Raw genomic sequence first — 12,927 nt, forward strand, 5'->3', positions numbered from 1 at the left:
GCGTAAAGGAGATTTTTCATGAGCTGTGGTTGTTCAAGACTAGAAGATGGCAAAGCGATTGTTGACCATGTGAAAAATAAAGGAAGAGATCAATTGAAGCCGCGTGTGGCGCACCAAATCGCCTGCGAATGCGGGGAAATGTTCACGATGGAAACCATGGTGATCAATTGCCCAAGCTGCGGCATGACATACGGCGTGACACCATGCAGTTCCGGTAATCTTCATAAAGTGAAGCCTGCGGGTATTCGATACGCATGATGGAAAATCTCTCGAGAATTCGAGGGGTTTTTTTGTTGGATTGTGCTTGGATCAGCTGCATGAAAAAAGACCTTCGAATTACGAGGGTCTCTTTTTTACAAATAGAAGTGTAGTTGATTTTATCATTACCGGTTAAGTTAAACTTCGGGTTTGAGTTCATCATTGGGTTCAAAGTGTGTTTTAAAAACGGTATGCTTTTTCCCAAGTTTGTTGATGACGGTATAGGTGTTTTCAAATTCTCTTTCGACTTCATATTCCTCATCGATGTTGAATTCCAGCTCTATGCCATTGTTATTTTTGCAAATAACTTTTCTCATGATTATCCTCCTATGACACTGAACAACTTTATTATATCTTTCGCCTGTAGTTGAATTTTTATGTCGCAGGAATTTGTTCGATGGGCAAAAAAATGGAAGATATAATGAAAATTTTCCAGTTCGCTATAAAAATGAGATTATCGCTATAAAATTCTTGTTTTCGCTATTAAAACTATAATTTCGCTATAAAAAATAAAAAATCGCTATTAAAATTAATTTTCGCTATAACCTGTTTTGATAGGCGAGAAAACAACTGGAAAAACCGCTCATAATTTCCAGTTCGCCAATAAATGTGTTGTTTTCGCCAATAAAATCGATTTTTCGCCAATAAATCTTTATTTTTCGCCAATAAAATGAAATGATCGCCAATAAACAGCTGGTTTTCGCCAATAAAAATAGGAACGGATAAAATAGTGGTCTTCCAATCTCTGGTTTGAGCCAAAATAAAGCTATTATTATGATAAAATCATAAAGAGATTACATTCGGGGGATCAAAAATGAAGACGAATACATATTTTTATCAGTTTTTGGAGCCAATTTCGAGAGAATTGGCGCTTGTGGCGAAGGAATTGGAGAATAGTATCTTTAACAGTCCGAGGACGATGCTGACTCATTCGCGGGTATTTATCGAAAATATCCTGCAGCAGGTGACGAAGGCAGAGGGAATCATTGAGGATCCGCGGACTGGGCTTAAAGAGCGGCTGGATCTTCTTAATGATCAGGGTTACCTGATTCCGGAAATCCGTGATGCGCTGCATCTGGTGCGCAGGCTGGGGAACCAGGCGGCACATGATGCGAGGATGTTCCGTTATTCTGAGGCGCTTTTATCATGGGAAGCATTGTACAGCATTGTGAAATGGTATGTTGAGGTGTACGGGCCAGTCGATGTGACGGTGCCTGATTATCAGGATCCTGCGCCGCAGACCGAGAATGTGTTTGATATGACCGAGCTCGAGATCCGTCTCAAGGGACTGGAGGAATTGCTCAAGAATCCGCCGGTACAGCAGGTGGAGACAGCTGCAAGAGAAGAAGTAGCCGTGGCGGTTGCACCTCCGCAAATTGAAGTTCAGGAGACGCCTGGTTTCACACCAATCAGGACCATCACCTATAAAGGTCGATCGCTGGAGATTCCGTATTTTCTCCGTGATGCGTTCCTATTGCCGCAGCGGTTTGATAAATCTGAAACCTTCCTGATCCGTCTTGGTGCTGAACAGGAAGCGCGGATTATGAGCGAGCTGCCGAGCAATCTTGAAGGCCTTCATAAAAATGTGAAACGGTACAGCGAAAAGAATGATGAGCAATTTTTCGAGGAGCTTGGTGTTTTTATCGAAGAGGAAAAAACTCGCAGAAACCTGACGCTAAAGCGGCAAGGGGAGCTGTTCTTCTTTTACAAGGCGAACCATATTGTCGTTACTGATGAATTGAAAAAGGTACGTTTGACTGCGGAAGAGTTCACTGGAATTCCGAGCCTGTTAAGACAGCTGAACGAAGACCAGATCGAGACGGTCGGCCAACTTCCGATGGAGTTAGTGATTCTTGCGAAATATGATAATGTCGGGGTCGGGACTGTTGAGAAGCTTTTCGAGCAGCTGAAGGCAAAGGTGAATGAAACAGCGGTTAACAATGAGGAGGAAGTTCTCATTGAGCGGAAAAGCTATAAGAAATGGGAAGCGTTGTATGTGAAAGTTAAGATGGGCAGTACCAAGACTGTTATCGAGGGCGAGAGTGTCCCAGCGATTTGGAAAGCGGCGCTAAAATGGATCGAGGATCAGCGTCTGCCTCTTCATGAGATGGTCAAAGAGGGGATTATCCTTGGTTCGACCGACAATGGCAAGCGCTATGCGATTGCCCTGAAGCCGGTCCATCCAGACCAGAGACCGTTCACGCAGCTGCATACCTATCAATCTCAAACAACGGGTGCTCTTTATTATCTAGAGATGAAGATCAACCCTAAGTCTGGACTTGAAACACTTGGGAAGATCCTCACTTCACTTGGTGTTGAAGTTGATATTCCACTTCTGAAGCTTTAAAAATCATGCCAGAAAGGTTTTGTTCCTTTCTGGCACTTTTATATGAATCTTACAAAATGAACAGTACACGCTGTACATCTTTTAACATTATGTATAGTGCAAACAAAAAAGGAAAACTGTAAAATAAGCATAAGTTTCTAATTATTCAGAAAACAATGAGAAGGAGGTTACTAAAAGTACATACCATGCCAAACATCACGAGATTTGTCGTTTACTAAAGAATTATGTAAGCGCTTACAAAATGCGACAACAAATTTTATAAGAGGGGGAATCAGAAATGTCGGACACTGTAAAAATCGGGCTAATTCAGGCATCCAATGATGTGGATGGCCGTGAGCCTGTGGAGGTTCATAAACAAAAAGCGATCGAGAAGCATATCAGGCTGGTGAAAGAAGCGAAGGATCAAGGAGCACAGATTATTTGCCTTCAGGAGATTTTCTATGGTCCGTATTTTTGCTCGGAACAGAATGCAAAATGGTATGACGCGGCAGAGGAGATTCCGAATGGACCGACGACAAAGCTGTTCCAGGAGTTGGCGAAGGAACTTGGTGTTGTCATTGTCCTGCCTATTTATGAAAGAGAAGGAATTGCTACGTACTATAATACAGCCGCGGTGATCGATGCGGATGGTTCGTATCTAGGAAAATACCGAAAGCAGCATATCCCGCATGTTGGTGTTGGGGACCAGGGATGCGGTTTCTGGGAGAAGTATTATTTCAAACCAGGAAATCTTGGATATCCAGTTTTCGACACAGCTTTTGCAAAGGTAGGAGTCTACATTTGCTATGACCGCCATTTCCCTGAGGGTGCGAGATTACTAGGATTAAAAGGTGCTGAAGTTGTGTTGAACCCGTCTGCAACAGTTGCCGGTTTGTCGGAATACCTCTGGAAGCTGGAGCAACCGGCCCATGCTGTAGCGAATGGCTACTATGTTGGGGCGATCAACCGGGTTGGAATGGAAGGTCCGTGGAATATGGGCGAGTTTTATGGCCAATCTTATCTCGTCGACCCGCGAGGCAATTTTGTTGCGATGGGAAGCCGGGATCAGGATGAGGTCATTATTGGCGAAATGAATAAGAAGTTGATCCGGGAGGTCCGCGATACGTGGCAGTTCTATCGTGACAGACGTCCGGAAACGTATGAGGATATGACAGCACTTTTACCATAACCATCATGACTACAGTAAGGGCTTTACAGCAGGAGCACGTAAAGCCCTCTTTCTGTCTGATTTTTTAAAAAGGGGGTTAATTGAATGAGTAAAGGGAATGTCTCGAAAATTTCATATGAAGATCTGCGAGTGAACTTTGAGGAAGTCCATCCAGGACTGACCAATCAGGATGCAATCGAGGAGTCAAACCGGTGTCTGTACTGCTATGATGCGCCATGCATCCAGGCTTGTCCGACGGGAATTGATATTCCTGCTTTTATTAAAAAGATTGCTTCTGGAAACCTGAAGGGCTCCGCGAAAACGATCATGACCGCGAACCCGATCGGGGCCAGCTGCTCTCGTGTCTGTCCTACTGAAGAGCTGTGTGAAGGTGCGTGTGTGCTGAACCATTCGACAAAGCCAATCATGATTGGGAATCTGCAGCGCTATGCGACAGACTGGGCGATTAAAAATGAGCAAGTACTTTTCCAGGCTGGCGAAAAGAATGGGAAGACAGTAGCCATCGTCGGCGGAGGTCCTGCAGGGTTATCAGCAGCAAGGGAGCTCGCCTTGCTCGGTTATGATGTCACGATTTTTGAAGCGGAGGAAAAAGCAGGCGGACTGAATACTTACGGAATCGTTTCATTCAGGCTGCCTCAGAACATCTCCTTCTGGGAAGTAAAGCAGGTTGAGAGCCTTGATGTTAAAATCCGCACCAATACAAGAGTCGGAGTCGATATCTCTGTTGAAGAAATCATGGACCAGCACGACATCGTCATTTTAGCAGTCGGGATGTCCAAGGTGCCGGGGCTTGGGATTGATGGAGAAGAACTTGATGGAGTGTATGACGCGATTGAATTCGTAAAGGCGACGAAAACGAAACCGATCGATAATCAATTTTTAGGTAAAAAAGTAGTGGTGATCGGAGCCGGAAATACAGCGATTGATGGAGCGACATGTTCCGTCAGGCTGGGCGCGGAAAACGTTAAAATTCTTTATCGCCGGACCGTAGATGAAATGACGGCATACGATTTTGAATATGAATTTGCCAAGCAGGATGGCGTTGAGTTCCGCTGGCTGACTGCACCGGTGAGGATTATTGGCGATGAGAACGGAAAGGTCAAGGCGATTGAATGCGTGAAGATGGTGCTTGGTGAACCAGGCGAGGATGGACGCAGACGCCCGGTACCGCTCGAAGGATCCGAATTCATTTTGGAAGTTGATGCGGTGGTCAAGGCGATTGGCCAATCAAGATATGTCGGATTGCTGGAAGCATTCGGACTGGAGCACCAGGGCGGTGTCGTGAAGATTGATCCGGATACGTATCAAACCTCGAATCAAAAAGTATTCGCTTGTGGCGATGTCATTTTTGGCAAAGGACAGGGCGAAGCGATGGTTGTTTCAGCGGCCCAGCAAGGCAAGGACACGGCCTTTGCGGTCCATCAGCTTCTATCCAAGCCTGTTCAGGAAACAGCTTAATACACAAAGGGAGGTAAGAATATGGCAGATTTACGTATCAATTTGGCGGGAATCCAGTCGCCTAATCCGTTTTGGCTGGCTTCTGCTCCGCCGACGAACTCTGGCTACCAGGTTCAGCGCGCCTTTGAAGCTGGGTGGGGCGGCGCGGTATGGAAGACGCTTGGCGATCCGATTTTGAACGTTTCTTCCCGTTTTGCGGCGGTCAGTTTTAACGGCCAGAAAGTGGCTGGCTTTAATAACATTGAATTGATCACCGACCGGCCGCTTGAAGTGAATTTAAAAGAAATCTATGAAACGAAGAAAAAATTCCCGAATCACGCCATCATCGCTTCTCTGATGGTCGAGCCGAAGCAGGAAAAGTGGCATGAGATTGTAAAGCGTGTGGAGGATGTTGGGGTCGATGGTCTTGAACTGAACTTCGGCTGTCCTCATGGGATGGCTGAGCGCGGCATGGGTGCTGCATCCGGCCAGGTGCCTGAGCTCGTCCAGAAGCAGACTTACTGGGTGAAGGAAGTCGCCAAGACTCCAGTGATCGTGAAGCTGACTCCGAATATTACGGATATCACCGTAACAGCAGAGGCGGCGGTTGAAGGCGGAGCGGATGCGATCAGTATGATCAATACGATTAACAGCCTGGCCGCGGTTGATATCGATACGTGGGATACCGTGCCGCATGTTGGAGGAAAAGGAGCCCACGGTGGGTATTGCGGTCCTGCGGTGAAGCCGATTGCTCTCCATATGGTTGGGGAGTGTGCCAGAAATCCGCGCATCAATGTGCCGATTTCTGGTATAGGGGGCATTTCCAACTGGCAGAATGCTGTTGAATTCATGCTGATGGGCGCAACAGGCGTACAGGTTTGTACCGCTGCGATGCATCACGGCTTCCGGATTGTCGAGGATATGATTGAAGGGCTGAATAATTATCTTGATGAAAAAGGAATTGCTTCCGTTTCGGAGCTGGTCGGCAAGTCTGTCCAGAAATACTCTGACTGGGGCGACCTGGATCTCAACTATAAAATTGTAGCGCGAATCAATAATGATACATGTATTAACTGCAATAAATGCCATATTGCCTGTGAAGATACGTCACATCAGTGTATCGATATGCTGAAGGATGAAAGCGGAAAGGGCTATTTGAAGGTCAGGGAAGAGGATTGCGTTGGCTGTAATCTATGTTCGATTGTGTGCCCGGTTGATGGGGCGATCGATATGGTCGAAGTCAAGAGCGGACTGCCGCCGATGACCTGGAATGAACGTCAGGCAGCACTTGGAATCCTGGCTTGCGGTGTCGATCCGGTTACGAAGTGATGGTTTTTCCGAAATAGATTGGAATATTTCCGGCTTTTAAAAGGAGGAGAATGCATGAAAAAAGTGATTAAGAATGGAACGATCGTAACGGCAACGGATACGTTCCATGCAGATGTGTTGATTGAAAATGGTGTCATCAGCATGATTGCCGATAACCTAGATGAACAGGGAGCAGAGGTCGTCGATGCGACTGGATGCTATCTTTTCCCTGGAGGCGTTGACCCGCATACCCATTTTGAGATGCCATTCGGCGGAACTGTGACGAAGGATGATTTTGAAACGGGTACGATTGCGGCTGCGTTTGGCGGCACGACGACTGTTATTGATTTTTGCTTAACCGATAAAGGGGCCCCGTTGAAAAATGCAATCGACACCTGGCATGCAAAGTCGAAGGAGAAGTCGGTGATTGACTATGGCTTCCATTTGATGATCGGGGAAATCAATGATGATGTCCTGAACGAGCTTCCTGTGGTAATTGATGAGGAAGGAATTACTTCCTTCAAAGTGTTTATGGCATATAAAAATGTCCTGCAGGCGGATGATGAAACCTTATTCGAAACACTGCTTGCAGCCAAGGATCTTGGCGCACTTGTAATGGTCCATGCCGAAAACGGCGATGTTATTGAGTATTTGACGAAGCAGGCGCTGGCACAGGGGAATACCGACCCAATCTATCATGCCTTGACGAGGCCGGCGGAGATAGAGGGAGAAGCGACTGAGCGGGCGGCGACATTCACGGGCCTGGCGAAGTCACAGCTGTATGTTGTTCACGTTTCCTGTGCTGATGCTGCAAGGAAAATTGCCGAAGCACGAAATAAAGGGATTGAAGTATGGGGTGAGACCTGCCCTCAGTATCTGGTGCTCGACCAATCTTACCTCGAAAAGCCGGATTTTGAAGGGGCGAAATATGTCTGGTCTCCTCCTCTCCGTGAAAAATGGAATCAGGATGTCTTGTGGAATGCATTGAAAACCGGCCAGCTGCAAACGGTCGGCTCAGACCAGTGTTCGTTTGATTTTAAAGGGCAAAAGGAGCTGGGGCGTGGCGACTTCTCGAAAATTCCGAATGGCGGACCAATCGTTGAAGACCGCGTTTCGATTCTCTTCTCTGAGGGTGTGCTGAAGGGAAGGATTTCGCTCAACCAATTTGTCGATGTTACTTCAACCAGGGCTGCCAAGTTATTTGGATTATATCCGAAAAAAGGAACAATCGCTGTCGGTGCAGATGCTGATCTTGTGATTTTTGATCCAACAGTCGAGAGGACGATTTCAGCGGAGAGCCACCATATGGCGGTGGACTACAGTGCGTTTGAAGGAATGAAGGTCACCGGGGAACCAGTTTCCGTTTTATCTCGTGGAGAGTTTGTCATTCGCGATAAGACGTTTGTCGGGAAACCAGGTGCAGGCCAGTATCTCAAGCGCGCTAAATATGGCGAGACAAAAGCAAACCTGACAAAAGAATCTCTTACTCTATAATTCCAGTACACCCTGCAAACTATTTCAAGAATTCGAGACAGTGAATCCCATACCACGGCAAGGGGGATTACCCCTTGCTGCTGGATATTTCTTTTAAAAAAATCATGGAGGTGAGGATTAAGAGCTTGCCAATGTCGATCGTTTCTTTCTGTCTTTTGAATTCAGAAAATTAAGTTTATTTTATCTGGGGGTGTCTGAATGAGTAAAAAAGGAAGTTACCTGAAATCGCCTGATTTGCTGCCAATCTCACATGGCGACAGGAAAATCAGTGCATTCGGATTTGCAGTCATTTGGGTCGGTATGGCGGTCGTCCTGGCTGCGTTTGCGATTGGCGGATCCGGGATTCAAAGTCTGCCTTTAGGCTGGGTGATTGTTGCCACGCTCATAGGATCCGTGGCAATCGGGATTTTCATGACGATCATCGGTGATATCGGTGTGGAACACGGGCTCTCGTTCCCGGTCTATATGCGGGCGCCATTTGGAACGTTCGGGACCCATATACCTTCGCTGGTGCGCGGAGTCACCGCTTCTTGCTGGTTTGGGATTAACACTTACTTTGGCGCAACTGCCATCAACGGAATCCTGAATTTATTGTATGGCTTTGATAACTGGTTCATCTGTTTCGTGTTATTTGCCACTGTACAGCTAGTGAATACTGCTCTCGGAATCAAGGCGGTTGAACGCTTTGCTGATCTGGCCGCTCCGATCATCATCATCATTTCTTCGTGGATGTATGTGTCACTATCGGATAAAGCGCTGGCAGAAGGAAGAGATATTTGGGTTTGGGTGGAAAGTCCAGTCGCTGGCGGTGCTGCTTTCACTGCATTCATGGTTGTCGTCATGGCAAATATGGGTTTCTGGGCTACACTTGCGGCTGATATGCCGTCGTTATCGAGGTATTTTAAAGCGCCGAAAAACGAGCGGAATTGGCTGAAGCGCAATAAAGCTCAAATCGCCGGCAGCATCATTGCCATGCCGATCGTCAATACGTTCATGGTCATCATCGGTGCAGTTTCTTATGTTGCGGTTCTCAACTATGATCCAGTTGTTGGCCTTCAGCAGGCGGCAAGCGGCTTTATTTTAGGGATTCTTTTGTTAATGATTGTGCTGGCTCAATGGTCAACGAATACTTCTGCCAACGTCATTCCGGCTGCAACGATCTTCTCCAATGTTGGCGGACCAAAGGTTCCATTCTGGGTGGGTGTCATCATGGCTGGTGTAGTTGGTATCGTGGTACAGCCTTGGAGTCTGTTTGGAATCATTATTCCCGCATTGCTAATCATTGGCGGTATTTTATCAGCCATCGTCGGCATCCTGTTCACGGATTACTATATTCTCCGCAAACGGCGAGTGAATGTCCAGGAGCTGTATGAAGAGCATGGGCAATTCAGGTATATGAATGGATTTAATATGGCCGGGTTGATCGCCTGGGTAGTCGGAGGAGCGGCAGCTTATATGATGCCATCCTACTCGTTCCTGGTCGGTTTTGCTGTCGGCGGGATTGCCTACTATGTGCTCGCGAAGTACTGGTGGTTTGAGAAATACAAGCAGGCGGAAATCGAGGATCCATCCGATGAAAAGTATCTCGGTATCACTGTAGGACGTGATTGGAGCATTGAAGAAGGCGTGGAAACGGTCGTGGTTCCAGAAGCGACAAACCCGATCAATACGTAAAGGAGCGTGAAATCTTTGTCTGAGTACCAGGATTTTTTACAGGAAAGAGACCGGCTTGATTTTATGATCCAGCAAGGCTACAGCATTAAAAACATCATTGAAAATTTAAGCGGTGCATTTGTGGAATTAGAAAATAAAGAGGGAGAGAAAGAAACGTTGCAAATCCTTACTCCTGATGGACGCAAGTATTTTTCGGTACTTTTGTTGAAACAGCAGAAAACTGGTGCCTTATAAGAAAGGGAGGGTTGAACAGTGGAATATTTATTGAAATGCCGGGGGAGCGCCTTTCCCTGTGAAGTGACAATCGATGAAGACAATGGACGCTATATGATCAAGAAAGCCGATTCAAGTGGCGAGGTGTTCAACTCTTCAACCGAGGTGGTCCATTGGATTCTGGAAAACTGGGGAATTGATGACTTTTACGATCAGGCACAGTTTGAGGAAATGCTGCGTGAATTGCAGGACACTCATTTAGTATAATTCTGTTACGTTAACAGCTAATCAGCCGGGTTTCGGGTTGATTGGCTGTTTTTTTTATAGGTAAATATACTGAAAAAACAGAAAACGACACATTTTACGGTTAAATTATTTTATAGTAGAGAATAACCCTATGAAAAGGAGGTTTTGCTTTGAATTCATATCTCACTGTAAAAGACCTTTTACAAAGGAAGCATTTTGAAAATATCGAAGTCGTGGCTGGCAAAGAGGGACTATCCAGACTGGTTAAATGGGTTCATGTGGTCGATGTGACGAAAATCAGAAATCTGCTGAACGGGAATGAATTGATTTTATCAACCGGGCTTGCCTGGAAGGAGGACAAGGCATTATTCCTTTCGGTTGTAGAGCAGCTGATCGAATCGCAAGCAGCAGGGCTGTGTATTGAAATCGGAACCTATTCTACTTTTTTGCCAGAGGAAATTATTGCTTTAGCTGATGAGCATCACTTTCCGATCATTCTATTTAAACAAGAAGTACCATTTGTTGAAATAACCCAGGATATACATACTCTCCTTATCAATCACCAATATCAAATGATTTCAGATTTAGAAAGCTATTCACAGGCACTGAATAAGAAGCTTTTAACGATTGAAGATCATAATGAAATCCTTCATTTTATCCAGCAGTATTTAAAAATTCAGGTTGTTACCATTTTTAGCCATCATGAAATACAGTTCACACCAAAATTAAATGAGAAGGAACAGGGTCACCTTTTGGATATTATTGAGAAGCGCGCAATAGGACCTGCTTCTCCATCTGTTGCGAGCATGCCAATCCAGCTTCTTGGGGACAGCAAAGCCGAGCTGATTATCTATTCCAGGGATAGGGCTATTACCGATTTTGATCAGCTGATCCTCGACCGGACTGCTACTGCTCTCGCTCAGTTTCTGCTAAGGAAGCATTATGTGGAGGAGAAAAGGCGTGCGGAGGAGTCTGAATGGCTGATGAGCTGGCTGGAGGGAGAAATCAGTGAGGAGTCGATTCACGAATATCTTGCGTATCATATCCCGGCAGTCAAGCCAAAAGGGGCATTCGTTTGTCTTTGCAAACTCGACCCATTGAACCAATATTCGAATGTTGATTTGACGTATTTTAAGCTGTACACCAGAACGATTTTTGAGCAGCAGGGCTTTACACTGTTTTCGATTGAAAAAAGAGATTCGCTGATTTTTATCTTTTTGAATAAAAGAAACTCAACTACCTGGAAGCAGCGAATTCGGGAAGGGATTGAAAAACTGGTTCAGCAAGATCTCAAGATTGGGAAGCATAAATCCAAGCTGGTACTGGGGATAGGTAAGTATGTAGAGGATTTGACAAATCTCAATCTCAGTTATCAGACAGCGATTGAAACGATCCGGATCCAGAATCGCTGCGGCCAGCAGGAGATAAGCCATTTTTACGATGATCTTCATATCTACAGGCTTATTTCCCATTTGAACCGTCATCTGGATTTGAATGAGATTGTACAGGAATATCTTGAGCCGGTGATCTGCTATGACAAAAAGTATAATGGCAAGCTGATGGAAACGCTGAAAACCTATTTAGCCTGCAATGGATCGAAGCAGGAGACGGCGAAGCGGCTGTATGTTGTGCGGCAAACCCTTTATCACCGAATCGAAAAACTTGAAAAATTGCTTGGAAGTGATTTCATGAACCATGAAAAACGGCTTGCGATAGAGTTCATGCTACATTCCTATGAGTTTTTGCTTTCCTCCAAACAGGGGAAATGGGCTGAACAGGAAACTTTGTAGCTAGAAGTCTGTTGATTAGTATTTAATTTTAGTACACATGCCATGACTCTAAAAACAAACTGATCAAAAAATAAGTATGGAGATGAAAAAAGGAGAATGAATAATATCGATAAAAGAAATCGTTTAGGAGACGAACCTTTCAATTTTCGAGTGACAAAGGACAATACAATCTTTTTGGATTTTAATGGTAGACAGGTAAAGATTTTAAAAGGTTCAGATGCAGAGAAATTTCTAGAAAGAATAAATGCTGCTGAAAATACAGCAGAACAACAATTAATAATGGCAAAGATAACTGGGAATTTCAAAAGGGGCAATGAAAGGAAAAATGGAGGAAACTCAGTCTGAATTTTTCTGGTTTTTTAACTTTGAAAGATTAACTAAACAGTGAGGAGAGTGGTTATATGCAAGTTGTAACCAATATGTTTTTAGAACAACTCGACATGCACTGCCATGAGAATGATTGGTTTGCATCCATGGATCAGGCGCTACAAGGAGTAATAGCAGCTGAGGCAGCCTGGACAAGTTCGGGAAACAGCAACTCGATTTGGCAGATTGTCAACCACTTAATATTTTGGAATGAAGACGTGATCCATCGAATTAAGGGCACAGAGAATCCGAACAAGGCGGAAGACAACGAAGAAACCTTTGGAAATCCAGGGGATTCAGAAGACGAAATTGGGTGGGCCCAGACAGTGCAGCGCCTTAATGAAGTCATGAATCGATTAAAAACGGTCATTTCGGACCTTGATGATGAAAAGTTAAAAGCTCCGTATGCAGCTAACAGGTACTCGATTGAGAGGTTGCTCAGCCATATCATGATGCACGATACGTATCATCTCGGCCAAATTGTTCTCTTGCGAAAGCTGCAATCCTCTTGGGATGGCGTTGATTGGTCCTAAAGCAGCATAATTCAGTGACCTTCATCGCCCAGACGCAGGATTAGTATTGAAGTCAAAAGGGGTGCCATTCCTTTGAATGTATTTAGAAAAGCA

General features: G+C 45.2%; 13 protein-coding genes. 12 read left to right on the forward strand and 1 reads right to left on the reverse strand.

The annotated features are described in order from the left end of the window. Window positions 1-18 precede the first annotated feature (18 nt). On the forward strand, window positions 19-258 hold the full coding sequence (locus tag EJA10_RS02275) for a hypothetical protein (protein WP_125478392.1): 240 nt from the start codon (window positions 19-21) through the stop codon (window positions 256-258). Window positions 259-395: 137 nt separating this feature from the next. Here the strand turns inward: EJA10_RS02275 and EJA10_RS02280 are convergent, their stop codons facing one another. Beyond that, window positions 396-575, reverse strand: coding sequence for a hypothetical protein (locus EJA10_RS02280; RefSeq protein ID WP_125478393.1), 180 nt, complete (start codon window positions 573-575; stop codon window positions 396-398). A gap of 497 nt (window positions 576-1,072) precedes the next feature. Between EJA10_RS02280 and EJA10_RS02285 the strand changes: the two genes are divergently transcribed. From EJA10_RS02285 to EJA10_RS02335, 11 genes are all read left to right on the forward strand, one after another. Continuing rightward, window positions 1,073-2,605, forward strand: a complete 1,533-nt coding sequence (locus EJA10_RS02285) for a DUF4145 domain-containing protein (RefSeq protein WP_246017649.1) — start codon at window positions 1,073-1,075, stop codon at window positions 2,603-2,605. A 277-nt stretch (window positions 2,606-2,882) separates the two neighbouring features. Beyond that, the gene (locus tag EJA10_RS02290) at window positions 2,883-3,773 is read left to right on the forward strand and encodes a nitrilase-related carbon-nitrogen hydrolase (RefSeq protein WP_125478394.1); all 891 of its coding nucleotides are present in this window, start codon (window positions 2,883-2,885) and stop codon (window positions 3,771-3,773) included. A gap of 84 nt (window positions 3,774-3,857) precedes the next feature. Continuing rightward, window positions 3,858-5,231, forward strand: a complete 1,374-nt coding sequence (locus tag EJA10_RS02295; protein ID WP_125478395.1) for an NAD(P)-dependent oxidoreductase — start codon at window positions 3,858-3,860, stop codon at window positions 5,229-5,231. Between the two features lie 21 nt (window positions 5,232-5,252). After that, entirely contained in the window at window positions 5,253-6,539 is a 1,287-nt protein-coding gene (preA, locus tag EJA10_RS02300) for an NAD-dependent dihydropyrimidine dehydrogenase subunit PreA (RefSeq protein ID WP_125478396.1), read from the forward strand. Window positions 6,540-6,593: 54 nt separating this feature from the next. Further along, window positions 6,594-8,012, forward strand: coding sequence for a dihydropyrimidinase (hydA, locus tag EJA10_RS02305; protein ID WP_125478397.1), 1,419 nt, complete (start codon window positions 6,594-6,596; stop codon window positions 8,010-8,012). Between the two features lie 198 nt (window positions 8,013-8,210). Next, entirely contained in the window at window positions 8,211-9,686 is a 1,476-nt protein-coding gene (locus tag EJA10_RS02310; protein WP_125478398.1) for an NCS1 family transporter, read from the forward strand. 15 nt (window positions 9,687-9,701) lie between these two features. Beyond that, a complete protein-coding gene (locus EJA10_RS02315) occupies window positions 9,702-9,920 on the forward strand; it encodes a hypothetical protein (RefSeq protein ID WP_125478399.1) in 219 nt (72 codons plus the stop codon). A gap of 18 nt (window positions 9,921-9,938) precedes the next feature. Continuing rightward, window positions 9,939-10,166, forward strand: coding sequence for a hypothetical protein (locus EJA10_RS02320; protein WP_125478400.1), 228 nt, complete (start codon window positions 9,939-9,941; stop codon window positions 10,164-10,166). A gap of 149 nt (window positions 10,167-10,315) precedes the next feature. Then, window positions 10,316-11,935 (forward strand): PucR family transcriptional regulator, encoded by a 1,620-nt coding sequence (locus EJA10_RS02325; protein ID WP_125478401.1) that lies wholly within the window; start codon window positions 10,316-10,318, stop codon window positions 11,933-11,935. A gap of 96 nt (window positions 11,936-12,031) precedes the next feature. Then, window positions 12,032-12,280 carry a hypothetical protein gene (locus tag EJA10_RS02330; protein WP_125478402.1) on the forward strand — a complete coding sequence of 83 codons (249 nt, stop codon included), beginning with the start codon at window positions 12,032-12,034 and terminating at the stop codon, window positions 12,278-12,280. Between the two features lie 56 nt (window positions 12,281-12,336). Continuing rightward, entirely contained in the window at window positions 12,337-12,834 is a 498-nt protein-coding gene (locus EJA10_RS02335; protein WP_125478403.1) for a DinB family protein, read from the forward strand. Window positions 12,835-12,927: the final 93 nt, after the last annotated feature.

This window comes from Mesobacillus subterraneus (assembly GCF_003937825.1).
Taxonomy (GTDB): domain Bacteria; phylum Bacillota; class Bacilli; order Bacillales; family Cytobacillaceae; genus Mesobacillus; species Mesobacillus subterraneus.